Source organism: Methanosarcina sp. 2.H.A.1B.4, from assembly GCF_000979385.1.
Classification (GTDB): Archaea; Halobacteriota; Methanosarcinia; order Methanosarcinales; family Methanosarcinaceae; genus Methanosarcina.
Map to the genome: position 1 here is coordinate 12886 of NZ_JJOV01000016.1, position 26437 is coordinate 39322.

General features: G+C 39.2%; 20 protein-coding genes, 1 pseudogene and 1 CRISPR repeat array. Of the genes and pseudogenes, 12 read left to right on the forward strand and 9 right to left on the reverse strand.

What is annotated here, in order from left to right:
- Positions 1-220 precede the first annotated feature (220 nt).
- Positions 221-628: a DUF1699 family protein gene (locus tag EO92_RS03140; protein WP_048133945.1), complete on the reverse strand. Its 408-nt coding sequence runs from the start codon at positions 626-628 to the stop codon at positions 221-223.
- Between the two features lie 873 nt (positions 629-1501).
- On the opposite strand from EO92_RS03140, the gene EO92_RS18730 reads away from it, so the two are divergent.
- The 7 genes and pseudogenes from EO92_RS18730 to EO92_RS18930 all read left to right on the forward strand — a co-directional run bounded on the left by EO92_RS18730 (position 1502) and on the right by EO92_RS18930 (position 7807).
- Complete coding sequence (locus EO92_RS18730) at positions 1502-1654, forward strand: redoxin domain-containing protein (protein WP_255350320.1); 153 nt, start codon at positions 1502-1504, stop codon at positions 1652-1654.
- Between the two features lie 107 nt (positions 1655-1761).
- Entirely contained in the window at positions 1762-1959 is a 198-nt protein-coding gene (locus EO92_RS18735; RefSeq protein WP_255350321.1) for a redoxin domain-containing protein, read from the forward strand.
- A gap of 76 nt (positions 1960-2035) precedes the next feature.
- A pseudogene (locus EO92_RS03150) lies at positions 2036-2863 on the forward strand (IS5 family transposase).
- Between the two features lie 390 nt (positions 2864-3253).
- The gene (locus EO92_RS03155) at positions 3254-4117 is read left to right on the forward strand and encodes a chitosanase (RefSeq protein ID WP_052734247.1); all 864 of its coding nucleotides are present in this window, start codon (positions 3254-3256) and stop codon (positions 4115-4117) included.
- A gap of 701 nt (positions 4118-4818) precedes the next feature.
- The gene (locus tag EO92_RS18925) at positions 4819-6849 is read left to right on the forward strand and encodes a disaggregatase related repeat-containing protein (protein WP_082107927.1); all 2031 of its coding nucleotides are present in this window, start codon (positions 4819-4821) and stop codon (positions 6847-6849) included.
- Positions 6850-7097: 248 nt separating this feature from the next.
- Positions 7098-7457 (forward strand): transposase, encoded by a 360-nt coding sequence (locus EO92_RS03165; protein WP_048169234.1) that lies wholly within the window; start codon positions 7098-7100, stop codon positions 7455-7457.
- A gap of 11 nt (positions 7458-7468) precedes the next feature.
- Entirely contained in the window at positions 7469-7807 is a 339-nt protein-coding gene (locus EO92_RS18930; RefSeq protein ID WP_369793111.1) for a hypothetical protein, read from the forward strand.
- 201 nt (positions 7808-8008) lie between these two features.
- Here the strand turns inward: EO92_RS18930 and EO92_RS18420 are convergent, their stop codons facing one another.
- Both EO92_RS18420 and EO92_RS03185 read right to left on the reverse strand, forming a co-directional pair.
- The gene (locus EO92_RS18420) at positions 8009-11656 is read right to left on the reverse strand and encodes a PGF-pre-PGF domain-containing protein (protein ID WP_052734248.1); all 3648 of its coding nucleotides are present in this window, start codon (positions 11654-11656) and stop codon (positions 8009-8011) included.
- An 818-nt stretch (positions 11657-12474) separates the two neighbouring features.
- The gene (locus EO92_RS03185; RefSeq protein ID WP_048169239.1) at positions 12475-14691 is read right to left on the reverse strand and encodes a PGF-pre-PGF domain-containing protein; all 2217 of its coding nucleotides are present in this window, start codon (positions 14689-14691) and stop codon (positions 12475-12477) included.
- Between the two features lie 980 nt (positions 14692-15671).
- Between EO92_RS03185 and EO92_RS18425 the strand changes: the two genes are divergently transcribed.
- Complete coding sequence (locus tag EO92_RS18425; protein WP_235283152.1) at positions 15672-15872, forward strand: hypothetical protein; 201 nt, start codon at positions 15672-15674, stop codon at positions 15870-15872.
- A 946-nt stretch (positions 15873-16818) separates the two neighbouring features.
- On the opposite strand, the gene EO92_RS17445 is transcribed toward EO92_RS18425, so the two are convergent.
- On the reverse strand, positions 16819-17070 hold the full coding sequence (locus tag EO92_RS17445) for a hypothetical protein (protein WP_156165711.1): 252 nt from the start codon (positions 17068-17070) through the stop codon (positions 16819-16821).
- Between the two features lie 78 nt (positions 17071-17148).
- On the opposite strand from EO92_RS17445, the gene EO92_RS03195 reads away from it, so the two are divergent.
- Positions 17149-18099, forward strand: coding sequence for a phosphotransferase (locus EO92_RS03195; protein ID WP_235283153.1), 951 nt, complete (start codon positions 17149-17151; stop codon positions 18097-18099).
- 12 nt (positions 18100-18111) lie between these two features.
- Here EO92_RS03195 and EO92_RS17450 read toward each other — a convergent pair whose 3' ends face one another.
- Positions 18112-18282, reverse strand: a complete 171-nt coding sequence (locus EO92_RS17450; RefSeq protein WP_156165712.1) for a hypothetical protein — start codon at positions 18280-18282, stop codon at positions 18112-18114.
- 37 nt (positions 18283-18319) lie between these two features.
- Between EO92_RS17450 and cbiZ the strand changes: the two genes are divergently transcribed.
- The 3 genes from cbiZ to EO92_RS03210 all read left to right on the forward strand — a co-directional run bounded on the left by cbiZ (position 18320) and on the right by EO92_RS03210 (position 20963).
- Entirely contained in the window at positions 18320-18925 is a 606-nt protein-coding gene (gene cbiZ / locus EO92_RS03200) for an adenosylcobinamide amidohydrolase (RefSeq protein WP_048169244.1), read from the forward strand.
- Between the two features lie 100 nt (positions 18926-19025).
- Positions 19026-19154: a hypothetical protein gene (locus tag EO92_RS18740; protein WP_255350322.1), complete on the forward strand. Its 129-nt coding sequence runs from the start codon at positions 19026-19028 to the stop codon at positions 19152-19154.
- 360 nt (positions 19155-19514) lie between these two features.
- On the forward strand, positions 19515-20963 hold the full coding sequence (locus EO92_RS03210) for a tetratricopeptide repeat protein (RefSeq protein WP_048169248.1): 1449 nt from the start codon (positions 19515-19517) through the stop codon (positions 20961-20963).
- Between the two features lie 727 nt (positions 20964-21690).
- Here EO92_RS03210 and EO92_RS17455 read toward each other — a convergent pair.
- The 4 genes from EO92_RS17455 to EO92_RS16605 form a co-directional block, all read right to left on the reverse strand.
- On the reverse strand, positions 21691-21870 hold the full coding sequence (locus EO92_RS17455) for a hypothetical protein (protein ID WP_156165713.1): 180 nt from the start codon (positions 21868-21870) through the stop codon (positions 21691-21693).
- Between the two features lie 269 nt (positions 21871-22139).
- Complete coding sequence (locus EO92_RS03220; RefSeq protein WP_048169250.1) at positions 22140-22619, reverse strand: hydrolase; 480 nt, start codon at positions 22617-22619, stop codon at positions 22140-22142.
- Positions 22620-22737: 118 nt separating this feature from the next.
- Positions 22738-24305: a CRISPR direct-repeat array (repeat unit 37 nt; unit sequence GTTTCAATCCTTGTTTTAGTGGATCTTGTTCGCGAAT).
- Positions 24306-24668: 363 nt separating this feature from the next.
- On the reverse strand, positions 24669-25181 hold the full coding sequence (locus EO92_RS03230; RefSeq protein ID WP_048160523.1) for a metal-binding protein: 513 nt from the start codon (positions 25179-25181) through the stop codon (positions 24669-24671).
- 584 nt (positions 25182-25765) lie between these two features.
- The gene (locus EO92_RS16605) at positions 25766-26395 is read right to left on the reverse strand and encodes a GNAT family N-acetyltransferase (RefSeq protein ID WP_052734250.1); all 630 of its coding nucleotides are present in this window, start codon (positions 26393-26395) and stop codon (positions 25766-25768) included.
- Positions 26396-26437: the final 42 nt, after the last annotated feature.

Consider the following 26437-nt stretch of genomic DNA (forward strand, 5'->3'; position numbering starts at 1 on the left):
GAGATTTCAAATGATGTTAGTATCTAGTGCTTCGATTCCAAAATAAATTCCTGATTTAGTGGGAAATATTAGTGATCGGTAAATAGATTCAAAAGTCAACTTTTGTGAACCTACTTCGGAATCGCAGTACTAGTTTTATCCTGAGTAATTTCGATCCAATTCCTTTTTATGTTTTAATCTTCAGCAAATTCTTAAGGGCCATACTCTATCCTATTTGAATTTAAACAGGAGTTTCCTTGGTCAGGATATAAGCAATCATTTCAGGGTTCAACTTGCTTTCCCTTGCAACCTTTTCTTCGATTCTCTCAGCAGGTGTACCCTCCATCTTCAGTTCTCTTATCTTCTCAATCACTGAGGACGGGATACTGTAATATTCATTAATGTCTTTCCTGTGGCCCCACACATCTCCTTCGATAAGCTGGATTCTCTGCATCTCAAGGAACATTTCTATGGACTTTGAAACCGTTCGCCTGTAAGATTTAGGCAACTGGATTACCTCAATCTTCGGGCAGGTTTCAACCAGTGCAAAGATGTCCTTGTTCGAAGGCCTGAAGGCCAGGTGAACTACACGCTCATTAGGATTGAGTGTAAAGATTTCTTCCCTGGAACTAACTACTCTAATTTTCATATTTTTCCCCCACTGTTAAGCTATTTCTTGATTTACTTTGGTTTTAGTTTCTAATTGCTTTAGGTTAAATGTAAAAAGTAAAGAAATTATACTGTTAATAATGAAACGTAATAAATTTATACAGACCTGAATGAGGAAACTTTCTCCCTCTTCACTTTTTTCTGAGCAGCTGAAAGGCATTCAAGTGTACAGTAAATTGCCTTTTCTTCCACTTTGTTTCATGACTACAAATTCATGCCCACAAATTGGACATTTATTCATTACGGGCCCCACTAATTTCATCCAATTGCGTTTTTCCCTGCACTTTTAAGTTCTTTTATGATCATACTTTGTTATAAAGGAAGTATACTTCGTTATATATAGTTACGCATTGAACTAATATTATTTAGATAGTATTCCGGAAATACTGGTCATATAAGATTTACTTAATTGGCCTAAAAGATCTAAAAAAGCGGCAGTGTGCCGATTTTTCTGAAAAATCACAAATTTCATGAAGTTCTTGGGTAGAAAATTCCACCTCGGAAGATAAATTACCCTCATGGTATACAAAAATTTGACTTCGAATTTACAGCAAATTCGCGACACTGCCCTAAAATATTCCCTTAATTCTACGTATTTTATAAATTTATATGTATACATAATACTGTTCTGTTACCAAATCAACAGTTATAGATTAAACTGTAACTCGGAAATCCATCCAGCACGTAGAATTTAGGAACTACTTTAAATACCAGAAACTCAGGCGTTAGCGAATAGGGTTAATAGAACAGAGGTCAAACGAGTTCATTTTACGAGATGTAAAGGTCAGAAACACATGCCATAAAGGCCATTAATAATTTAAATAGATCGACAAATATAAAGTTAGGGAAATTTATGACAACCGAGGTAAAAATAGGGAAAACTATCCAGGACTTCCGGTTAAAGGACCAGAGGAGAGAAGAAATGCATCTTTATGACCTTAAAAGAAAGAAAGTCCTTCTGTCCTTCCACCCGCTTGCCTGGACGCAGTCTGCGCACAACAGATGAAATCACTTGAAGAAAATCATGAGCTCTTTGCCGAACTGAACACAGTACCCTTGGTATAAGTGTGGACTCCATACCTTCAAAAAAATCCTGGGCAAGGGCTGGGGATTATGCACATCAGGTTCCTTTCGGATTTCTGGCCGCATGGGGAGGTTGCCAGAACATACGGGATATTCAAAGAAAAAGAAGGAGTCTTTGAAAGGGCGAATATCATTATTGACGAAAATCAGAAAGTAATCTTCTTCAAGAAATATCCGGGGCACAAGCTTCCGGATATAAAGGAGATCATAGAGATTCTCAAGAGATAATTAGTCTAAAAAGGGAAGCTTCTAAAGTTTCTATTTAGAGCCTATCCGAAAAGTAGAATAACTGCGATATAAGGTAATATGTAGTAGTGACAACACGAAAAACGGACACAACTACGAGATATCTGACGAATTCTGGAAGAGAATAGAACCATTACTGCCATTCCCTAAGCCAAAAAAGAAACTTGGAAAACCTAGAAAAAATGATCGGAAAATACTGAGTGGTATTTTTGATCTCCTTCGTACTGGCTGCCAATGGAAATCATTGCAAAGATGTTATGGAGCTCCAAGAACTGTACATGGCAGATTTCAGGAATGGCAAAGAGCGGGCTTATTTGAGAAAATGTGGAAATCCGGTCTACTGGAGTACGATAATAAAAAAGGATTAGAGTGGGAATGGCAAGCGATTGATGGAGTCATGACAAAAGCACTATTGGGTGGAACTGGAACAGGAGCTAATCCTGCTGACCGTGGCAAAAAAAGTACAAAAAGGAGTATGTTAACTGATGGTAAAGACATACCACTTTCTGTTGTCGCGGATGGGGCAAATCGTCACGATAAAAAGCTTGTAAAAGGGACTCTAGATGCCATAATTATTGAGAGACCTTCACATAAAGTAATTCAGAATATTTGTATGGATAAGGGATATGATTTCCCTGATATCAGAGAATTGGTTGAGGAATATGGATATACTGCCCATATCAGGAGAAGGGGAGAAGAAAACATAGGAATGAAAGAGATACCAGATTATAGGGCAAGAAGGTGAGTTGTAGAAAGGACACATTCATGGTTGAATAGATTCAGAAGAATGCTTATTCGATGGGAAAAGAAAATTGAGAATTACTTTGCTATGCTTCATTTAACATGCGCATGGATAATATTCGGAGCAGCGGGACTTTTCGGATAGGCTCTTAGTCACAATCCCAGAAATGGGTTTATGAACTGAGGTGATTCGGAACGGCGGGTCTGAAGAAAAATACTTATAAAGAAAACTCCTATTTCCATTTATGACTTCTCTTAATTTTTTAGTAATGGGGCGGATATATCTTTAAGTTTCTATAATATATTTTGATTTTTTAATTTTCGTTAAAAATTATAAGACTGAAGATCAGGATGTATAAATTTAATCCTCTACAGAGAAAAAAACAAGAAAATGCTCTCTACAATGTGAAAATATGCGTTCTGTAGTGTGGCGGGGTTAATCTGGGCATATTTCATCACCAAAAAGTATTGGATCTGATCAATTGTACCCCAACGAGCTAAACATCGGATAAAAATTATTGGGAGAAAAAATAATATGAAGATTAATAAATATTTGATATGGTTCCTTGCTCTATTTTTATTTGTTGTGGGGGTTACTTTTATGCCCAAAGGAGATACTGAGTACCCATCAAATAATTCTGAGTACCCATCAAATAATACTGAGTACCCATCAAATAATACATCGAATATGAAAAATGTAATACTTCAGATGACCTCTACATTAGAAAACAGCGATACTCAGCTACATTTTAATTATGCTGAAAACCTGGGAGACGAGCGTGGTATTACATTTGGGTGTATCGGGTTCTGCACCGGGACTTATGACGGGAACATCCTTATAAAACATTACACAGAATTGAATCCTGATAATACCCTGGCAAAATATATACCTGCCCTGGATAAAATAGACACTGGCCCTCACGATGCAGCAGACGGAGACGGAAATCCTGGAGTAGAGGGATTATCTGGTTTTATACAGGACGTTAATTCGTGTGATGACCCTCTTTTTAAAAATGCTCAGATAGACAAATTGGATGAACTCTATTATAATCCTGCAATGGAAATTGCCGACTCGATAGGCGCAAAAAATCCACTTACTAAAGCTTTCATCTATGACATGTGCGTCCGGCATGGCGTGGACCAGACAGAAGACATCATAAAGGATGCTGGTACAACCCCAAAACAGGGAACCGATGAGAACACATACCTCCAGAAATTAATTTCACTCAGGGATGCAAAATTAAAACAGGAAGGTATCGAAGACGTAAACAGAAATCAAGGATATAAAAAATTATTGAATAGTGGAAATGTTGATCTTAAGACCCCATTTACTTTCGTTGCATATGGAGATTCCTTCACTATTGATGGTAAATTAGATCTAGGTGAATACCAGCAATGAAACTAAAGTTGAAGATGTAAACGATTCCAGTTTGCTGTAATAAACATTCAGATCTGATGAAGCTAACCTTGATTGATCTACTCTTATCTAGATTATTGTAGCTATGGTAACTTCTGCTTAGCCACAAGTATTTCTGCTGCCATTATTGCCATCTAACCAAAAGTAGTGAGATAGTCCCGCCTTGCAAGGCACCTGTAACTTTTTTTGTTGGATTCAGATATCGGTTGTAATCAAAACATGTTCTAAAAAATTGTTTTAGGAACTAAGATGGTTCGAAACTAGGAATCTGGACAAAAAATATTTATAAAGAATATTTCTATTTATATTCATGAACTTTTCTAAGTTTTTAATTAATATGAAGGGTATCTTTTTGCGTTTATATAATACTCTTTGGGTTTTAATTAGTTTGAAATTGCAAGTTTATTGCTGTAATTATATTATATGAGAAATATGAAAACGCAAAGACAATTGTCATATTTTTTAGAAAAGTTAGAGGCAGATAAGACTCCAAAACAAAATGCATAAGTTTAAGCTGTTAATGGGGAAAAACAGACAAAAATACTCTTGACAATAAGAAGATATGCATTCTGTAATGTCAGGGGTTTAATCCGGGTATATATCCGTCACCAAAAGGGATTGGATTTGATCAATGGCTCCCCAATCAACTAAACGTCGGATAAAAATTATTTGGAGAAAAAAATATGAAAATTAATAAATATTTAATATGGTTCCTTGCTTTATTTCTATTTGTTGTGATGGTTACTGTTATGCCCACAGGAGCTGCCGAGAATACATCAAATATGAAAAATGTAATACTTCAGATGACCACAACATTAGAAAACAGTGATACTCAGCTACATTTTAATTATGCTGAAAACATTGGAGACGGGCGTGGTATTACATTTGGATGTATCGGGTTCTGCACCGGGACTTATGATGGGAACATCCTTATAAAACATTACACCGAATTGAATCCTGATAATGTCCTGGCAAAATACATACCTGCCCTGGATAAAATAGATGCCGGATCTCACTATGCAGCAGATGGAGACGGAAACCCGAGCGTAGAGGGATTATCTGGTTTTATACAGGACGTTAATTCGTGTGATGATCCTCTTTTTAAAAAGTCTCAGATGGACAAATTGGATGAACTCTATTATAATCCTGCAATGGAAATTGCCGATTCGATAGGCGCAAAGAATGCACTTACTAAAGCTTTTATCTATGACATGTGCATCAGGCATGGAGTTGACGGGGCAAAAAGCATCATAAAGAATGCGGGCACAACCCCAAAACAGGGAGCCGATGAGAATACATACCTCCAGAAATTATTATCACTCAGGGACGTAAAATTAAAGCAGGAAGGTGCAGGAGACGTAAACAGAAACCAGGGATATAAAAACGTCCTGAATAGTGGAAATATTGATCTTAAAACTCCATTTACGTTTGTTGCTTATGGAGATTACTTCACTATTGATGGTAAGTTAGATCTGGGTGAACAGCAGCAAGAAACTACAGTTGAAGATAGGAAAAATTCTACTGCTGCTGTAATAATAGAAGCTGACAACCGTTTGCGTGAGGCTTCTCCTGATATTGTCTACCAGAGTTCATCCTTTATTGATGTAGGTGGAATTAAGAGTTTCAGGTATAGGGATGTAATGCGGTTTGACCTTAGCGAATATACCAGTGATTTCCATGTTAGTAACGCAACCCTCTCTCTCTACTGGTATTATCCTGCAGGAACCTCAAGGCCAAATGATACTGTGATTGAGGTTTACAGGCCGGCTTCTGCCTGGAATTCGGACTATGTAAGCTGGAATAAAAGGGACAAAGGTGTTTTATGGAAGAATCCCGGAGGCAACTGGTACGATAAAAATGGTGTTTTGCAGGGCAGCACTCCGTATGCTACAATAACCATTAAAGGCAGTACCCTTCCTGACAACAGGTATTACGAGTTTGATGTAACCGATCTCGTAAAAGAGTATACCAGTGGAAAGTACGAAAATACTGGTTTTCTGATAAAAGCCCGCACGGAAAACAACAATTACATAGCTTTTTACAGCTCCGAAGCCTGGAACGAAAACCAGAAACCCAGGCTTGCCGTAACCGAACAAGCATCAGTGGACCCAATTATTGATGTAACCCCAGTCACTGATGTTACCGTGACAGGGGCAATGGACAACCGCCTGCGTGAAGCTTCCTCTGACACTGTTTTCAAGAGTTCCACCTTTATTGACGTCGGTGGAATTAAGAGTTTCAGGTATAGGGATGTAATGCGGTTTGACCTTAGCGAGTACGAAGCTTCCGGGGAAGTTAGTGATGCGACTCTTTCTCTTTACTGGTATTATCCTGCAGGAAGCTCAAGGCTTCAGGATACTGTGATTGAGGTTTACAGGCCGGCTTCTGCCTGGAATTCGGACTACGTAAGCTGGAACAAAAAGGACAAAGGTGTTTCATGGATAAATCCCGGAGGAGACTGGTACGATAAAAATTGTGTTTCTCAGGGCAGCACTCCGTATGCTACAATAACCATTAAAGGCAATAGCTTTCCTGATAACAGGTATTACGAGCTTGATGTAACCGATCTAGTAAAAGAGTATACCAGTGGAAAGTACGAAAATACTGGTTTTCTGATAAAAGCCCGCACAGAGAGCAATAATTATATCGCTTTCTCTAGCAGCGATGTCGGGAACATAAATCAGGTGCCAAAACTTCAACTGGCATACAGCTAAACGCTTAGATGTCCTTTAAGAGGCTGTCTTAAAATTCAAACCATTTCTACAATTGGATAATGGTAAACGTTAACTTTAAATTCATATCGTAAATTTTCCAAAATTCAGGTACACATTGACCTTACGGATAGTACTTTAAGGACTTACGCACTCGAGATATAAAATCAAGTACATTAAACATCATGGTTAAAATTTACATTTTAGACATTTAACGGTTTAATTTATGTTGAAATTATATATTTAGTACTATGTCATTTCAGGAAATCGATGATGTTCTGTGGAAATCCATAGAACCTTATCTTCCCCCACAGAAACCACACACAGGCCGGCCTCATGCAGACTTAAGGAAGTTAATGAATGGAATCTTGTATGTCGTTACAACCGGTTGTACGTGGAAAGATGTTCCTCGTATTTATGGTTCTAAGTCAACAGTTCATAGATTTCATCTCTACCTGTGTGAACATGGTACCTATCAGAAGATTTTCAATGAACTTTTAAACAAAGGTTATGACTTGAAGAAAATAGATCTTTCTCATTGCTTTATTGATACAAAGGATGTTCCTGCTAAAAAAGGGGAAACATCGGTTATGATGGCTACAAGAAAGTAAATGGAGTAAAAATAAGCGTTTTAGTAGATTTAGAGGGTCTTAACCTCTCTATTATTGTTGTTCCTGCAAATGAGAACGACTCCACGCTTTATGTACCTACACTTAAAAATTTCAAGATACAGAGACCTATAGGAAGGCCTGTTTACAGGCCTTCCAAAGTGACAGCTGATGCAATATATGATGATGAAGTGCTGCCCAAGTTTGGGCAGCACAAGCTTCCTGATATACAGGAGATCATACAGGTTCTGAAAAATATCTGTAAAGATAACCGAATACTCCGAATTTTTGAAAAAATGTCTAAAATTAGCTTCAATAGGCAAAATACAAAAAAGACGGGTGTACAGACATAAAGAAACTTAGAACAAAATCAGGGTAAAAAGCTTATCACTTTCGGCATTTTGCTTCAAATAATATAAATATCCCTAAAAGCTCCAGCCTTATCCAATCAAATACATACATAAACTTAGAGGGTTCAATACGAACTTAGAAAAGGTAAAAAAATTAGATAGTGGGATCAGTTATTCCTACCATCTAACTGTTATTCATTCGATTTATCTTTTTTTATACAGGAACACTGCAAGCAGACCAGCTATTCCATAGACCATATCAAAGCCTGGCATGCCTGTGTTTTCTTTGTCCTCGTCGGATTCCTTAACTTCTGATCCTGTCTCTCCTATATTCTCTTCAGGGGTATCAGATTCATCTTCGGATTGTATGTCAGTTACAGATCCTCCCGGAGAAGAATCTGACTTCCCTGTTATTGCAAAGAATGAATAACCTGAGACACTGGATTTGAAATACAGATATTTACTATCTTCTCCTGAAGGGCTTGCTGGGACCTGCTCCCATTTTTTGTCGCTGTATCTGTTCAGAGTGATAGAATCCTGGTCTATCTTTTTATTCTGGATCCAGGACTTTTCAACCTTGAAGCAGAGCACAGGGTTTTCAATATTCTTAGAGGTAGCAAACCCGCTGTTTCCTACCCAGACGTTGAAGTATTTGTAGACCTCTCCTTCAGGCAGCGCGGAAACAAGTGTGGACTTTTTCTTTAACTGCTCAATAATGGTTGTGGTCTTGCCAGCGGTCTTTTTAGCATCAAAACCAACATAAACAACGCAGGTTGCATTCTTTGTGAAATCAAACTGAACAGATTTTCCGTTTGTGATAAAGACCTGGGAAAGTTCCTTTACTTCAACATTTCTTGCAGGTTCAGGAGAACCCCCGCCTCCACCGCTACTGTGGCTGCTTCCTCCGTCATCGTCTTCCTCATCTACAATTATCTGAGCAGTTTTTGAGGAAGTGCTGTTTGCATTGCTTACTGTCAGTTTAGCTGTGTAAGTTCCTACTGTAGAATAAATATGAGTTGGATTCTGTTCAGTCGAAGTGGCTCCGTCTCCAAAGTCCCATGACCAGGATGTTGGAAGTCCAGTTGATGTATCCGTGAATGCTACATTCAGCGGCGCAAATCCAGCTGTGGGATTACTAATGAAATTAGCAGTCACATTAAAAGATATGGAAGGTTGAACCCAGGACGAATTACCCAGATCTCCCATGTGATAAAATTTCCCGCCCTTCTGGTAGGTATAATTTAGAATCGAATCAAGTCTCGATGTTGAAGTTTGATATGGTCCGGGAACATTTGGAGTAATAGTATGACCATATAAAACCAGTACGTACCCATATTTTATTGCGTCATCAATTCCATATTGTATAGACTCCAGGCTAACATTAGACTGGTCATCTATTTCAACACCATACACAAGTCTAGCATTGTCCCACTTGTAATAAGCGGCTGATTCATTTACATTCACTGTACCGAAATTCGTCGCTCTAAGTGTCCGGAAATATGGAGCCAGTAATGCATCAGTAGTATCATTTTGACTTCCATAGGGATATGCAAAGGAATAAACTGGATAATCATAATCGGTTATTTCTGCGATGTTCGGTAGTATTTCCTGGTCCAGCCACTCTTGAGAAGTGTGACTATTTAAAAATGCAACTGGATCTTCGTGATTGAGCCCATGCGCAGATATTTCCCATCCAGCCGAATTCAGTGTATTCAGGTTATCTTTTGTACTCTGCGGGCTTACACTTAATGAATTTAGATTTACAGTACATGTAGCATTATACTTCTGGAACGTTTCTAGATTTTCACGACACGGATCAATATTTCCTGTGTCGTCCCAGCATAGAGCAATACCTCCGTTATAACCAGTTACAACCGTAATTGTTTTAGTCATCGATTGACTGGAAAATCCATTTGTTACCGTTAAAGTAGCCGTATAAGTTCCCGGTGTTGTATATATATGATTAACGTTTGCAGTATTGCTGTTAGACCCGTCACCAAAATCAAGCAGTTCAGAATTCTGGTTGACGCTGTAATCTACAAAAGTTACACTTTCCCCGACCTTCACACTATCTGTAGAAACTGTGAAATTTGCAGTCACATTAGTAGGTTGAACCCAGGACGAATTACCCAGGTCTCCCATGTGATAAAATTTCCCGCCCTTCTGGCTGGTATAGTTCAGAATTGATTCCAGTTTCGATGTTGAAGTTTGAAGTTCTCCGGTAACAGTTGGAGTGATCGTATGCCCATATAACACCAGTACATACCCATATTTTATTGCGTCATCAATTCCATATTGTATAGACTCCAGGCTAGCACCAGACGGTGACTGGTCATCTATTTCAACACCATACACAAGTCGAGCATTGTCCCACTTGTAATAAGCGGCTGATTCATTTACATTCACTGTACCGAAATTCGTCGCTCTTAGTGTTCGGAAACATGGAGCTAGTAATGCATCAGTAGTATCATTTTGACTTCCATAGGGATATGCAAAAGAATAAACTGGATAACCATAACCGGTTATTTCTGCGATGTTCGGTAGTATTTCCTGGTCCAGCCACTCTTGAGAAGTGTGATTATTTAAAAATGCAACTGGATCTTCGTGATTGAGCCCATGCGCAGATATTTCCCATCCCGCCGAATTCAGTGCACTCAGGTTGTCTATTGTACTCTGTGGGCTTACACTTAATGAATTTAGATTTACAGTACATGTAGCATTATACTTCTGGAACGTTTCTAGATTTTCACGACACGGATCAATACTTCCTACATCGTCCCATGATAGAGCAATACCTCCGTTATAACCAGTTACAACTGTAATTGTTTTGGTCATCGAGTGACTGGAAAAGCCATTTGTTACCGTTAAAGTAGCCGTATAAGTTCCTGGTGTTGTATATGTATGAGTAACGGTTGCAGTATTGCTGTTAGACCCGTCACCAAAATCAAGCAGTTCAGAAGTCTGGTTGATGCTGTGATCCACAAAAGTCACAGTTTCCCCGACCTTCACACTATCTGTAGAAACTGTGAAATTTGCAGTCACATTAGAAGATATGGAAGGTTGAACCCAGGACGAATTACCCAGATCTCCCATGAGATAAAATTCTCCGCCCTGTTCTTTGGTATAATTTAGAATTTCTCCCAGTCTTGATGTTGAAGTTTGGTAATCTCCGGTAATGGTTGGAGTAATTGTATGCCCATATAACAGCAGTACATATCCATTTGCCATTGCGTAATCAATTCCAGCTTTTATGGACTCCGGACTGACACCGGAATTATCATCTATTTCAACAGCGTACAGAACTTGAGTATTGTCCCATTTGTAATAAGCGTTTGAGGCATTTACATTCACCACATCGAACTCAGTCGATCTAATTGTCCGGAAGTATGGAACCAGTGCTGCATCAGAATTTGTATCCCTACTTCCATAAGGATACACAAAAGTATAAACTGGAGAATAACCATAGCCTTTTAGATCATTGATGTTAGGAATTACTTCCTGGTTCAGCCACCCATCAGAAGTGTAATTGTTTATATACAAAATTGAATCTTCGTGATTGCGCCCATGTGCAGCTACTTCCCATCCAGCCGAGTGCAGTGCACCTAGGTTATCTTTTGTACCCTGCTTAGAGTAAATTAGATCATTTGAATTTAAATTGATAGTACACGTAGCATTATACGTCTCAAATAGTTGCAAATTTTGATAACACGGATCAATACTTAATACATCGTCCCACGATAGAGCAATACCTCCGGTATGATTCGTAGCTGCATTAGCAGTACCAGCCAGACTGATTACTAGTATGAGAAATAGTCCACATTTTACGTATGGTTTAAACTTATGAACTTTCATTGGGATCAGACCTCGTTAATGAGATGATAGGAACCGGTTTTACTTTATAAATTAATTTTAAAAACTTCGTTTTTCCCATTAAAATGTAAAACCCTCTTTTTGGCGAATGAAGCAAGATTTTTCCTTTTGTAGTTTGCTGCAACTCCAACGTTATTTTTAGTGCGTGTGCCTGGCATGAACTATGTTTTCGGACTTTGATGTGTACAAATATATTCCTTTAACCAGAACATTCAATCTAAAACTACACACACCGTCTGGTTTTGAGCTGCAATCTTACTAGCAAAGAGTGTAAACTTTATCAAATAGTATGTATTACAACATCCTAATATTTATAATTAAGTTAGTCGAGTCTATACCAGGTTCGTAGAGAATTATGTCCATAAAAAATCGAAATCGTTTCGAGTGTAAACATTCGCATTTAAGCCGCATGATAGCTTATAGTTTTATAGTGTATGACCAGACTCCGCAAAGAAAAGCACAGAATCGCCGTTCCTGTACTAAGCGCCCACATAAATAAGAAAAGTTAGATTTGTAGAAGAAAACCTATATACATCAGCTTAAATAGGCTAAAAATAAAAAATGCATCTTTCTATGTATAGCTTTTAATTTGTTTACCTTTTGATTTCCAGGATAATTCCAGTGCCTCAGGAAGACGGAACGCCTTTAGAATTGATCAGGCAGGTATAAACTTCATCCTCCGGGAGTATCTCCACAGTAGGCAAAAGAGGTTTTGAGAATTTCAAATGAACTTAAAAAAAGGTAAGAAATTAGATGGTGGGGTCAGCTATTCCTACCATCTAACTGCAATTTATTCTATTTTATCTTCTTCTATATAGGAACACTCCAAGCAGCCCGATAATACAGTAAATCATTTCAAATCCAGGCATACCTGTCTTTTCCTTCGGCTCAGAAGTCTCTTCAACTTCTGAATCTGTATTGTTTTGTTCAAGATTCTGAGTGTCAGGTATAGGCAGGATTTCAGTCACAGTTTCTTTTGCTGTTATCTCACCCGTTATTGCAAAGGAAGAGAATCCCGGAGTTTCTGTTGTGAAATACATATATTTTTCATCGTCTCCTGATTGACTGGTGGGCAATGGATTCCATTTCTTGTCACTGTACCTGTTCAGGATGATTGAAGACTGGTCAATGCCTTTATCCTTCATCCAGGCCTTTTCAATTTTGAAACACACGACTGCGTTTTCGATATTCTTCTCAGTTGCATATCCACCGTTGCCAACCCAGATATTGAGGTAATTGTAGACCTCGCCTTCGGGTGTTTCCGGGGTAAGCTTAGATTTATTTTTCAGCATCTCAACAATTGTCGTTGTCTTGCCAAAAGTCTTCTTTGAATCGAAGCTCAAATATACAACAGCAGTGGCGTTCTTTGGGAAATTAAACTGTACAGGGTTTCCGTTTGTAATGAAGGCCTGTGAAAGTTCCTTCACTTTGACATTCGTTGCAGGTTCAGGAGATCCACCCCCACCACCGCTGCTGTGGCTGCTTCCGCTGTCTCTTCTATCTACAATTATCTGAACAGTTTTCGAATTCGTGCCGTTTGCATTGATCGCTGTCAAGTTAGCGGTGTAAGTCCCTGCAGAAGCATACTCATAAACAAAGCTTGTCTCGTTTGAGTCCTCGACTCCGTCATTGTTAACATCCCAGCTCCTCGATGTTGCGTTTTGCGAAAGGTCAGTAAAGAGGACTGAAAGCGGAGCATAACCACCTGTAGCACTGGTACTGAAGTCTGCTACAGGAAGCTGCAACACAATGATAACAGCAGTTTTTGAATTCGTGCCGTTTTCATTACTTACTGTCAGGTTAACGTTATAATTTCCTCCTGCAGAATAAGTATGCGTTGGATTCCGATTATTTGATGTACTTCCATCTCCAAAGTTCCATGACCAGGATGACGGAAATCCGGTTGATGTATCTGTAAACACTACGTTCAGTGGTGAAAGTCCAGTTGTGGGATTACTGGTGAAATTAGCAACTAGCGGTTGAATTACCGTAATTGTTTTAGTCATCGATTGAATGAAAATGTTATTTGTTACCGTTAAAGTAGCCGTATAAGTTCCCGGTGTTGTATATGTATGAACGACATCTGCAGTACTGCTCTTAGCCGAACCGTCACCAAAATCAAGAAGTTCACCTATCTGGTTGATGCTGTAATCCACAAACGTCACATTTTCCCCAGCCATCATACTATCTGTAGAAACTGTGAAATTTGCAGTCACAGTAGAGGATCTGGGGGACCCCTGCATCCAGGACGAATTACCCAGGTCTTCCATGTGATAAAATACTCCGCCCTTCTGGTAGGTATAATTCAGAATTGCATCCAGTCTCGCTGTTGAAGTTTGATAATCTCCGGTAACGGTTGGAGTGATTGCATGCCCGTATAACACCAGTACGTACCCATTATCCATTGCGTAATCAATTCCATATTTTATAGACTCCAGGCTAGCACCAGAATTGTCATCTATTTCAACAGCATACAGAACTTGAGTATCGTCCCACTTATAATAAGCGGCTGATTCATTTACATTCACTGTACCGAAATTCGTCGATCTAAGTGTCCGGAAATATGGGGCTAGTAATGCATCAGTAATTTCATTTCTTTCCGAATAGGGATATGCAAAGGAATAAACTGGACAACCATAACCGGTTATTTCTACGATGTTCGGGAGTATTTCCTGGTCCAGCCATTCTTCAGAAGTGTGATTCTTTAGAAATGCAATTGAATCTGCGTGATTTTGCCCATGTGCAGCTATCTCCCAACCAGCCGAATGCAGTGCACCCAGGTGTTCTTCTGCACCATCCCCCGAGTAAATTAATGAATTTATGTTCATAGTGCATGTGGCATTATACGTCTCGAATATTTTTAGATTTTCATAACACGGATTAATATTATGTGAATCATCCCAGGATAGAGCAATACCTCCTTCATGAGTAGCTGCATTAGCAGTACCAGCCAGACTAATTACTAGTAGGAGAAATAGTCCACATTTTACATATGGTTTTAACTTATGAAATTTCATTCTTATCAGACCTCGTTAGTGAGACAATATTAACCGGTTTTTACTTTGCAAGGTAATTTTAAAAGCCTAATTTTCCCCATTAAAATGCAAAAACCTCTTTTTTGGCGAATGAGGCAAGATTCTTCCTTTTGTAGTTTGCTGCAACTCCAACGTTATTTTTGGTGCGTATGCCTGGCATGAACTCTGTTTTCGGACTTTGATGTGTACAAAAATATTCCTTTAACCAGAACATTCAATCTTAAACTACACACACCGTCTGGTTTTGAGCTGCAATCTTGATTGCAAAGAGTGTAAATTTTATTAGATAGTATATGATACAACATTCTAATATTTATACATAAGTGGTTCGGATCTATACAAAGTTCGTAGATAATTATGTCCATAAAAAATCGATATAGTTTCGAGTGTAAACATTAGCATTTAAGCCGCATGATAGCTTATAGTTTTATAGTGTATGACCAGACTCAGCAAGTAAAAACACGGACTAGCCGTTCCTGTATCAAGCAATCACCTAAATAAGAAAAGTTTGATTTGTAGAAGAAAACCTATATACATCAGCTTCGACAGGCCAAAAATCAAAGTCGCGCTGGCGCACCCCGCAACAAGTTAGATGGGTATTCGACTGAAATAAAAGACCGAAAAATATGATTTTCTTGCCCTAGATGGGCATTAATACGTGGGTCATATCGTGGATCCCGGATGAATAAATTGCAGGTATGGCGATCCTTCATGGCGAAGCACACGGTCTTTCACAATCGTTGACTTTTTGGGGCGACAACAAGGCGATATATGGATCGAAGGTGCATTATGCTTATATGCCCTGTCATGATACACTTTCTTCTCTTTGCGAATTGCGAGGCTGAAATTATGAGCTTCAACCCAGACTCAGGATTATGACAAATGAAATCGTGTCCGGCGAGGACATAATAGGGGCACTCTTGATGAGTCATTCTTATAATTCCTGGTGGACCGGGAGCTCATTGAGCATTGAAGAGAAAACACCTGAGGACTTGCCTCATGATTTTGTCATGGATATTGCCAAACCGTATCTTGGTAAATTTATTTCCACACCTTCGGACTGGACACCGCTTAAAAATCGCAAAGTATTTTTCAAAGAAAATCCAGCCGTGAAACCCAATCCCGATCCATGGCAATTCGAAAACTTTCTTTTCGTAGGTTAATCCTGAGTAAACTACCCCTCCAGGGCAGACTGATGTCTGTCGAGGAAGGGATATAAAAGTAATTTACCTGTGTTTTCAATGAACTGGATACAAAAGGATCCAAAAAGGACACAACTATATCCTAAAAAATTTAATCCAGGATACATGCCTGAAGAGAAGAGAAAATAAACTGCTGGATACCTGTAAGCCTCTATGAGAAGATTTAGAGCCTGGTCTTGTAGGAGTTCGTGCGTTCGAATCGCACCTCTCGCATCAATTTTTTTAATTTTCTAGGTCATGCCTGAGCCAAAATCTTTTCCGGGTTGTTTCTCCGAATCTACCTGCATATCTACATCCACATGTGCCCCTGATTTGTTCCCTATTTTAGAAGCTATCAAAATTTAATTGTTCTTTTTCCGAAAAAGTAATTTCAAGCAAGGGAAAGAGATAAAAAAAGATATTTTGTTGGGGTTTTCCCGCCTGATTGCACATTTCAGGCGGGAGGTCTGTTCACACAATTAAGTAATTATAACAACATCTCTCTAAATATATAAATATTTGTATATAGTCGGACTTAAGATCTAGAATCGAAGGATTTTGTGGATTCGAATCACAACTCTCTGACCCCACCAAATTCAGGGCTAAAAAGATCCCGTTCGTTGTTTTTCCCTATCAAGTAATGAACAAATTCCCTAAACTTAAAAGATCAACATGTTTGTGCTCTACATGACCCTGAAACACAGGAGTGGCTTGTCAGAAAAGCAACTTTCTTCAGGAAAATGGGTTCTCAATTGGTGTTCAATAGACTGCTCAGCTGAAGAGCCATTTTTTTCAATCCGTCCCTGAGCTGGAAGAAGGTGCCGATTTCAGGCAATGAAAGCAAAATCTGCAAACGATTCCTGATATAAGATCGACACCCTCCAGGCAAGAACATTTCTTACCGATAATCAATGAATTAAGCTTTGTATCAGATTTCCGGAGCTTCGCTATCAGGTATTGATTCAAGCCCGGGTCTATTAGATTTCCAATAGTATTTGATGTTGTATTCATAACCGGATTTCAAAGTATCCTGTTGGACATAATACCATGAACCTGCTCGGAGGTATTCATCAAAAATACCTGAAGGACTTGTAACCGAGCGGTTTTGTCCCGTGGGAACGTTCACGACGAAAACGGGTTTTTTGGAATCTACCTTTGTCCAGACTACGACGATATCCATTATTGAACAATGCAAACATTTTTTTCAATATGCCAAATAATTTCAGGATACAAAACAAAATGAATGCCGGGAGATTTCTTGGCATCCTTTGAATACGTCAGGACTGTAAAACCCGGCCATGTTTTCAGGGACTGGCTTATCGAGGTGCTCGGGGATAGAATACGGAATAAAAACTGTGAAGTCCGTATCTTTAAACTCAGTAATGCATCGCACAGGGTCTGCAGATATGAGTTTAAAGGGGAAGGGTTCAGTGTTGTAGCTAAATTTTTTGCAATACCCACGGGAATGATCAAAAAATACGATAGTTACGTTTTTATGAAAAAGGAATATGAATACCTTAAAAAAGCCCGAAAAATAATTGACGTCCCGGAACCGATCGCAATACATAACGATTTTTGTTGCGTCCTGGTCAGCAAATACGTACCTGGAAGGTCTTTATTCTGGTATTTTGAGCACGGAAAAGAGCCGAAGGAAAAGTTAGAACTTGTGGCAGGTATGCTAAGAAAGCTTCATGAAAATACGCAGACATATTATGATAAAGAGAATGAATTTTCAAAATTTAATTATTTTTTGAAGCATCTCAAAATAGACCGGCATGAAAAAGAAAAGTATAAACATCTGCTTGAAAAATGGAGGCAGAGTCCCCTGCTGGACAGAGAAAGTGGCTGTATGACCCACAATGATTCCACCCCTGTAAACTATATATTCCATAGGGGAAGACCATTTCTTCTTGATTTTGAACTGGCATCCCGGCATGGGCATTTAGCATGTGACATCGGGATACTTTGCGCCGAGCTAAAGCACTATTTTGCGCGGAAAGGATCGAGCCAGAGGGCAGAGCCATATATTCGTCATTTCCTGAAGCATTACAGCAGAGATGAAGAAGAATTTCATAAAATAACCAGGGTTATCCCATTTTACATGGCTTATGGCCTGCTGAGAATTGCCATATTAAAATGGAATGCACGTTACAGAAAGTATCTCCTGAGAGAAGCAAAGAACTGTCTGAAAGCAATAGAGAAAATGTAACACGCTCCCCCGCTAAACTTGTGGTCCGCCTGCTTCATTTTCCAAACCTTCCCCCCAGATTTGATAGGGAAGTATTATCCTTGAAAGTATTATCCTTGAAAGTATTATCCTTGAAAGTATTATCCTTGAAAGTATTATCCTTGAAAGTATTATCTCGGGAAGTATTATCTCGGGAGGTACCATTAAGCATATTATCCTCTGGAAAAAACGTGATCATTATATGCGATACTACGTAAAAGACAGCACTCTTGTAATCGAAGGCGATTTCGAAGCCGTGAGCACAGGCTTAAATGGTGGCCGCGCACGGGTAAACTATCTTTTCAACAAACAGGTGCCAAGGACCTTCAACCCTCCCGACCCACGGGAATTCGTAAAAGAAGAAGCCCTGAAACTGGGACTTGAAACAGCCAATTTCGGCCTCCTTACAGCTGTCAAAATGGAATACCTCCAGGTCGTTGAAGACGACTATCTAACAGCCTTTATAACCGCTGGCGTAAGCAACGGCTCGGAATTCAGAGCAAAGGTAGGAACCATAAACATAATTCTAATCTCAAAAGCAAGACTATCTGAAACAGCTCTCTTCGGCGCGATTATCACAGCCACCGAAGCTAAAGGGCTTGCGCTTCTTGAAAAAGGATACACTTTCCTGGGCACGAATACGGATGCCGTAATCGTTGCCTATGAAACGGGTTCCTCAGGGTCTGATCCTGGAAATCAGGAAAATAAGGAAATCCCTTATGCAGGCTCAAGTACGGAGTTTGGAAAACAGATTACTGAAGCGGTTATGAGGGGAGTTAAAGTAGGGCTTGAGCTGAGAGGAGAATAATTAGCTGCTGTACATGAAAACTACCTTTTGCTGAAATAATAATGGAAAATAGAATGTCAGATAGACAGACTATCTTACATTATTGATCCACGTTTAAAAAATGTTTGAAAGGTGCGATCAAAAACAGCAATTTTTACTTCCATTAAACTTAGAAGAGTTTGTTCCTGAAAACCATGTTTTGGGAATGGATGTAATTATCATGATTCCTCACTTAACCGAAGATGCATGAAATGGATACGGGTTTTCAGAATTCGGGTCTAGGTTTATATAAGGGTGCATTTAATATTGGGCTTTACCTCTTTATTTTACAGGAGAATTATCTACCCATATCTGCTATTTTCGGCTTTTTCGGAATTGCCGGGAAGGTTTCTTCTCGTTTCCGGATCTATATCGAATATCCTCCGCTTGAAATGGATTAACAGGAATAGGTTAGCAGGAATAGGTTAACAGGATCAGTTTGAAATACGAGAACGGAGTTTGAAATTAGATTTCTCGGAGAATTTGCCGCCCATCAGGGGAGGTTGGGTGTGTACCGAATTCTCATTGCAAAAAAGAGTTACTCTAAAACTAATTACACGGGACCGATACTATGGCAAATGATTTTAACAAAAATAAAGGCAGTACAGGCAAGACAGGTAGGCCAAGCAGTACAGGCAAGACGGGTAGGCCAAGCAGTACAGGCAAGACCGGTAGGCCAAGCAGTACAGGCAAGACAGGTAGGCCAAGCAGTACAGGCAAGACAGGTAGGCCAGACAGAGCAGGCAAAACATGTAATACTGGCAAGACAGGTAGGCCAGACAGAACAGGCAAAACATGTAAGCCTGGCAAGACAGGGAAGACAGGCAAAACTCCCCTGAAAGGTGGCGGCAGGCCCGATAATGCTGGTGACACAGCCTATGAACGCCGGAATAAAGCACTTGCACCTTATGATAAAGCACTTCAGAAAAACCCTGAGGATGCCGCCGCCTGGGCAGGCAAAGCCGCAGTGTTTCTAAGGCACAGGATGTACAGCGATTCCCTGAAAGCCTTTGAAAAAGCTCTTGAAATCGAACCTTCGAATCCTGCTTACCTCTACGAAAAAGGTTTCGTGCTCCTTCAGCTCAAAAGGGATGAAGATGCCCTGCAGGCTTTTGACAGGCTGCTTGAAATAAAGCCTAACAGCGACAAGACCTGGAACCTTAGAACCTCAGTCCTTTGCAGGCTCGGACAGCACGAAAAAGCTCTTGAAGCTTCTGAAAAAGCCCTTGCTGCCAATCCTAAACTCGCGGGTGCATGGAACGCAAAAGGCTCAATTCTCGTTGACCTCGGCAGATACGAAGAAGCCATAATAGCTTACGATGCCGCCCTCAAAATAAACCCGGACCTCTCCCGTGCCTGGGAAGGCAAAGCCTTTGCTCTCTACAACCTGGACAGGCCTGTGGAAGCCACAATAGCCTATGATGCCGCCCTCAAAATAAATCCGGACAATGCAAAGATCTGGGTCGGAAAAGCAATGGTCCACCTCAAGCTCGGCAAACATAAAAAAGCTCTTGGGCCCTGCAATCAAGCCATTTTAATAAAACCCGATCTTGCAGAAGCCTGGTATTGCAAAGGCCTGGTTCTCGCCGGTCTGGAAAAAGGTGAAGAAGCCCTCAGAGCCCTTGATAGGGCCATCAGGCTCAATCCGGACTATACCGAAGCCCGAAAAGCCAGAAATTCCTTAAGCTCAAAACTCGGATTCGATCTGGATGACGATGAAGACGAAGATGAAAGAGAAGAGGGAAGGCCGGAAGTCAGGAAGAGCGTATGGACAAAGAGGGAGCCAACAAGCGAGATAATGAAGAAAAGTTGGGGACAAGGAAGAGACCAGAGAGGAGAGGGGCCTAAGAAGAGCGAATGGACAAGGAAAGAACCAAAAGAAGAGAAGACTGAGAAAAGTTGGGGTCAGGGAACGAAGCAAAGAGGAGAGGGAACTGAGAGAAGTGTACGGACAAGGAGAGGACCAAAAGGAGAGGAAACTGAGAAAAAAGTGGGTAGAGGAAGGGAGACAAAGAAATAACTTTCAATCCTTCTATATTTTGGTTAGATGCTTAACCAGCTGTTTATAAATAACTGGTTAGATGCTTAACCATCTGTTTATAAATAACTGGTTAGACGTTTAACCAGCTGTTTATATGTATATGGTTAACCTGCTTTACGAAAATAAAAAGTAAGTCCTCTCCTTCAGGGGCAAGAATCAGGTTTTACGGGGGGTTTCAATTCTTTTTTAATGTATTTTTTCTGCCATCTGCCAGGAGAAACAGTTTCCTGCACTCCGGTTAATGAGATCTATTCTACAGTTATATGCCAGAAATACCAGAATTCTTTTTTTGGAGAAAACGGATTGAATTAGATCACTGAAAGCACGGAAAATACGGAATAAAGAACGTATCTGAACAGAGATTTCCGTACTCTTCTGTGTTCTCCAGTTGATATATTTATATTCAAATCTAATTCTTTAGATGGATTTTTATATATTGAAGTCTCTTCATCCAGAAAATTAGCCCAATTCCATAAGTTTGTAAAAATTTCTTTGATGACCTGGAAGGTGATCTTACGCTTCAAAATGTGACTCAAGTGTGTGATGTAAACTGCTCAAAGGAAAATCCTTTAGGGCATGGTCCGAATGTTTTGTTAAACATTTTTCACGAGATGGAATTTAATAGCCCGCTGTATTATTTTACTCTGCCAGGTTTCACTCTTGTAGCAGTCGGGTTGTATATACACCTTAATCATGTACAAACCTTTTATCCTGATGGAAACTTTAATCTCGAGACTGCTGTTTTGATGTTGCTGCTGACTTTCATCGGGATTTTTATGGCTTTTACCGGAATTCTGCTGCATTCGATAGCTGGTTTGATCAGATATAAAATGAATAACCTGTGAAAGCTTGCTAATTCACTTAAATTATCTCCTGCTGCAGGCAATCGTGGAGATTATGCTTAAAATGTAAGTTCAATGTCTTCAAATAAGGAGAAAACACACCTTATTTCCTTTTTTATCCGAAAAAACACTTTAGAAAAATGAGACTTTCCACTATTCAATGGACCATTTGAATTTAAGGTGAAATTCTTTGCGTGGGAAACCCCAGCTCAAGAGAACTATTTTAAGTACATTTCTTTGCTAATTTTTTCTAAAAAGATAATCTCTGGAATAGACGCAAACCGGTAATAACTATTATCACTCTATTTTTATTTTAAACTTCGGCAACGATAACAACATAATTTTTCCCGTATTTTTCAGCACAGTCCGGACAGGTAGTGTACCACATATACCATTTCTTGATTTCGAGCCCTTTGCCTTTTACATAGCCTTCAAAGTCCGCACACCATTCCCCTGTTTTTTCAAAACTTCCCTCGTACACTTTGCTCAAAAACTTCCCACTCAGGGTTACGTTTTCAGCCCCCTCAACCTCTCTGTCAACAGCCAGATAGAGATCCATATTGCTTTCGGAGGTATGGTCCGACAGACAGAGCCAGTCAGGCATTTCCGCACCAGCCCTGGCAACTTTCTCGTTCATCCTCATTATTACATCTCCAAAGTTTATAGGCATGTAATGCTGAGTGGTAACGGAATCCTTGATGAACCTTTTATTTTTCCATTCAAAGAGTTTTCCATCCCAGGGGGCGGGGTCAAATCGAGGGCAACATTCCGGAGTTTCGGTTTCGCTGGTCATGACTATTCTCCCTTGTAAATAATTACTTTGGGGGTTATTTTAGGTTTTGGTTTTAGCATTTTTTATGGAAGCTACTTCTCGACAGAGGCATTGTCGGGATAATGGAAATACAGGAAGAGTTTCAATCCTTGTTTTAGTGGATCTTGCTCGCGAATTATCGGTTAGCCGTTGTATATCATTTATCAAGAGTAGTTTCAATCCTTGTTTTAGTGGATCTTGTTCGCGAATCATCCTCAATGTTACTATTCATTTCGGCGTTGTCAAGTTTCAATCCTTGTTTTAGTGGATCTTGTTCGCGAATTACGTTATGGAGTTTTTCTAGACATGTTAACAGACGTGTTTCAATCCTTGTTTTAGTGGATCTTGTTCGCGAATAGTGAATAAGCTTTAATTTTGGAGTGTTTGAAATGTAGTTTCAATCCTTGTTTTAGTGGATCTTGTTCGCGAATATTAAGCGTTTATGCTTAATTTTCGTGCATTGGCGTTTCAATCCTTGTTTTAGTGGATCTTGTTCGCGAATTCTTGTGGGCCGGGATCCGGGCGGGCGTGATGCCTCTCAGTTTCAATCCTTGTTTTAGTGGATCTTGTTCGCGAATCTTCATCAGCACAACATACCCCACCATCCGCAAGCGTGTTTCAATCCTTGTTTTAGTGGATCTTGTTCGCGAATCCAGGAAACACCGACAAGGTGCTGAATCAGGGGTAGTTTCAATCCTTGTTTTAGTGGATCTTGTTCGCGAATCATGTGCTGCACCTTCTCCAGAAGAGAAAGAAGTATTGTTTCAATCCTTGTTTTAGTGGATCTTGTTCGCGAATTATCTTAAAGGGTATTAAAATTGCTCTTGATAATATGTTTCAATCCTTGTTTTAGTGGATCTTGTTCGCGAATTTCTCTCGTAAGCACTTCGCGCTCTAACGTACCGTGTTTCAATCCTTGTTTTAGTGGATCTTGTTCGCGAATCTTCCGCATGATATGGCTTGCAAGACCCGGATAGTGTTTCAATCCTTGTTTTAGTGGATCTTGTTCGCGAATGCTGCGGAGAACTGAGTTTTGAGCGTTGACACACTCAGTTTCAATCCTTGTTTTAGTGGATCTTGTTCGCGAATTGTTCAAGAAAAGTTCGTACATCGTTCCGACAGACAGTTTCAATCCTTGTTTTAGTGGATCTTGTTCGCGAATCAAGAGAAGCTCATGACGATTTCAGATGAAAGGAAGTTTCAATCCTTGTTTTAGTGGATCTTGTTCGCGAATATATTACTCATACAATTTTTTGAGGATACATGATTAAGTTTCAATCCTTGTTTTAGTGGATCTTGTTCGCGAATACATGAATGAAAAGATACAAAAACTAAGAGACTGTGTTTCAATCCTTGTTTTAGTGGATCTTGTTCGCGAATAAATGAGCACCGTTTCTAAAGTACATTTTATCTTGTTTCAATCCTTGTTTTAGTGGATCTTGTTCGCGAATCTGGGATAAGATATGACATTGCAGGCAAGGCATTTATGTTTCAATCCTTGTTTTAGTGGATCTTGTTCGCGAATGAGTCACGGCACTCTCAATATCTTCGCTTGTTTTGTTTCAATCCTTGTTTTAGTGGATCTTGTTCGCGAATGGCCAGCTAATGTACTTCTACAACACCCCAATAGAGTTTCAATCCTTGTTTTAGTGGATCTTGTTCGCGAATAGGGCAAAAATTTCCGGCGTTTGGCCAGAAAAGGCTTGAAATGAGCCCTTTTTCGGGGCTAAAATTCTTGCTGGAAAATTATCAAACCTTTTATAAATACAAGAAAATCAGGGTTTTTGATGGTTTGGAAACATCTGGACATATGCTTTTCTTTCTATTAAACTTTTGTTTTTTATTATCGGCTCATGTTAATAATCAATGATCAATCCAACGCAAAGCCCACTATAAAGAGTAAACATTATATTCCACCAACAACCGTCTGGTATGGAATTCTATAAAAACTGACTAAAAAATATAATGTAGAAAATATAATGTAGAAAATAGAATGTAGAAAATATAATGTAGAAAATAGAATGTAGAAATTTATGATTTGGTGGTGCGAATATTTTTTAGTTTCTTTTTTATTTTAGTGGATTTTCTTTTTGCTTTAGTGTATATTATATCTGTAATTATGTGTGCTTCAATAGAAATAACGATTCCAGTTAATAATGAAATAATATATTTTGTCGGGATGTTAGTAATTTCTAAGTTGAACAATTTGACAACTGGTGCTATGATGAATAAACCTACAGTTGAAATTATGATGATAGGGCCTAATAACGGATGGTGCAATTTTCCACGGTGCTTACAAATTTTTTGATAAGGCCACCAGATATATTTAAGAATTCCCCATCTTCTGAAGGGATCACTTTGAATATCCAGATCAGGACTGAGATAGTACGTCCCAAATATAAGTGCAAATGAAAATATTGCTATAGTGTCAAATTCAATATATTCCGGTGGAATATTCGATTTTATATAATTTATATGTAAACTTAGCAATATACCAAGCAGCAGCGTAATATTTACTTTTATATGAGTTTTTCCATTAGGCATTCCGAACACCGTTTTTAAAACTGGAGAACGTGTATAATACTCACAAAACCTATTCCATGAAACCGATTCATATAAATCCTCATATTTTATAAAACTTTTTTATATATTTTGTTATCTAGTAGGTGATAATAGTTAATATTTAATTCGGTCGTTGCCGCTGGATTTTTTCTAAATGGATTTCAGTTTCAAGTCCTATTTAGCAGTTATTGCTAACGAATTTGCAAATCCCGGCCCGGTATATCCACGTTGTGTACTATGAAATGAAAATTTCATATCAGGGGACACATACTTTATAAATAAAACGATAATGAAGCTGGAAACGGTAGAAGATCAGAAACAGAAATGGAAAATTGTGGGTGCTCAACTACTATTACTGAGGTGAGGGGTTTGACTATTCCTGCTTTTAGTGGGCTCTGGTCGCAGACCGACCATCAAGAGCCCAATAACACCTGCTGCGGACCGACCAGCACCTGGCCAGTGATACCGGCACTTGCCAGCTAGAATAGAAAAACCTTACTGTATCCTTTTTTCAATTTTGGCTTCGAATAAGGTTCAAAAACTCTCAAGCTTGAAACAATAGCACTTTACTGAATGAGACCTTTTTTATTGCTTGAATTTCCAGGCCGATTGATTGCATTAACCATGCTCACAAAATTTGTACCCGCTTGCTTCAACTTCCCTCTTACAGAATAGCCATGTTTTTTATATAATTTTAGAGCTTCTGTGTTCTCGGGTTTAACAATCAATGAGGTCCTGGAAATGCCAAGTTTATGAGATTTGAGAGTTGCTGCCTTTAGCAATCTGCTCCCAACCCCACAGGCCCTGTACTGTGGATAAACGGCAAGTGAATCTATATAATATTCCCCGGGCTCTGCCTCTTTTGTTTTTAACATGGGAATTACTTTTCCGCGGTAATCCGTGGCATTGGATTTATATAATTTTGGAAGTTTTTCTACCAATAATTTATTCAAGCGTGGGAAATGGTCTGAGGGAAAGGACAAAACTAAACCTGCTATACCATTACGTCCCTCGGCAACATCTATATTTTGATAACTCAAAATATTATCAGGCTGTTTATAGAACTTTTTAATAACCTCTTGCACAGCTTTCCGATTCGTAGAACCCACCAGCACATAAGCACACTCTTCCCAGGCCATACAGATTAATTCTGCAGCTTCATCAGCATCTTCAATTTTGGCCTGTCGAATAAACACAATTATCAAACCTCCATAAATAAAGTTAAATATTATAGTTCA

What these genes read in the sequence shown, in the direction of transcription:
- EO92_RS03140 (WP_048133945.1), bottom strand. Translation starts at nt 628, where the DNA reads ATGAAAATTAGAGTAGTTAGTTCCAGGGAAGAAATCTTTACACTCAAT.
- EO92_RS18730 (WP_255350320.1), top strand. Translation starts at nt 1,502, where the DNA reads ATGACAACCGAGGTAAAAATAGGGAAAACTATCCAGGACTTCCGGTTA.
- EO92_RS18735 (WP_255350321.1), top strand. Translation starts at nt 1,762, where the DNA reads ATGCACATCAGGTTCCTTTCGGATTTCTGGCCGCATGGGGAGGTTGCC.
- EO92_RS03155 (WP_052734247.1), top strand. Translation starts at nt 3,254, where the DNA reads ATGAAGATTAATAAATATTTGATATGGTTCCTTGCTCTATTTTTATTT.
- EO92_RS18925 (WP_082107927.1), top strand. Translation starts at nt 4,819, where the DNA reads ATGAAAATTAATAAATATTTAATATGGTTCCTTGCTTTATTTCTATTT.
- EO92_RS03165 (WP_048169234.1), top strand. Translation starts at nt 7,098, where the DNA reads ATGTCATTTCAGGAAATCGATGATGTTCTGTGGAAATCCATAGAACCT.
- EO92_RS18420 (WP_052734248.1), bottom strand. Translation starts at nt 11,656, where the DNA reads ATGAAAGTTCATAAGTTTAAACCATACGTAAAATGTGGACTATTTCTC.
- EO92_RS03185 (WP_048169239.1), bottom strand. Translation starts at nt 14,691, where the DNA reads ATGAAATTTCATAAGTTAAAACCATATGTAAAATGTGGACTATTTCTC.
- EO92_RS17445 (WP_156165711.1), bottom strand. Translation starts at nt 17,070, where the DNA reads ATGGATATCGTCGTAGTCTGGACAAAGGTAGATTCCAAAAAACCCGTT.
- EO92_RS17450 (WP_156165712.1), bottom strand. Translation starts at nt 18,282, where the DNA reads ATGGTACCTCCCGAGATAATACTTCCCGAGATAATACTTTCAAGGATA.
- cbiZ (WP_048169244.1), top strand. Translation starts at nt 18,320, where the DNA reads ATGCGATACTACGTAAAAGACAGCACTCTTGTAATCGAAGGCGATTTC.
- EO92_RS18740 (WP_255350322.1), top strand. Translation starts at nt 19,026, where the DNA reads ATGTTTGAAAGGTGCGATCAAAAACAGCAATTTTTACTTCCATTAAAC.
- EO92_RS03210 (WP_048169248.1), top strand. Translation starts at nt 19,515, where the DNA reads ATGGCAAATGATTTTAACAAAAATAAAGGCAGTACAGGCAAGACAGGT.
- EO92_RS03220 (WP_048169250.1), bottom strand. Translation starts at nt 22,619, where the DNA reads ATGACCAGCGAAACCGAAACTCCGGAATGTTGCCCTCGATTTGACCCC.
- EO92_RS03230 (WP_048160523.1), bottom strand. Translation starts at nt 25,181, where the DNA reads ATGCCTAATGGAAAAACTCATATAAAAGTAAATATTACGCTGCTGCTT.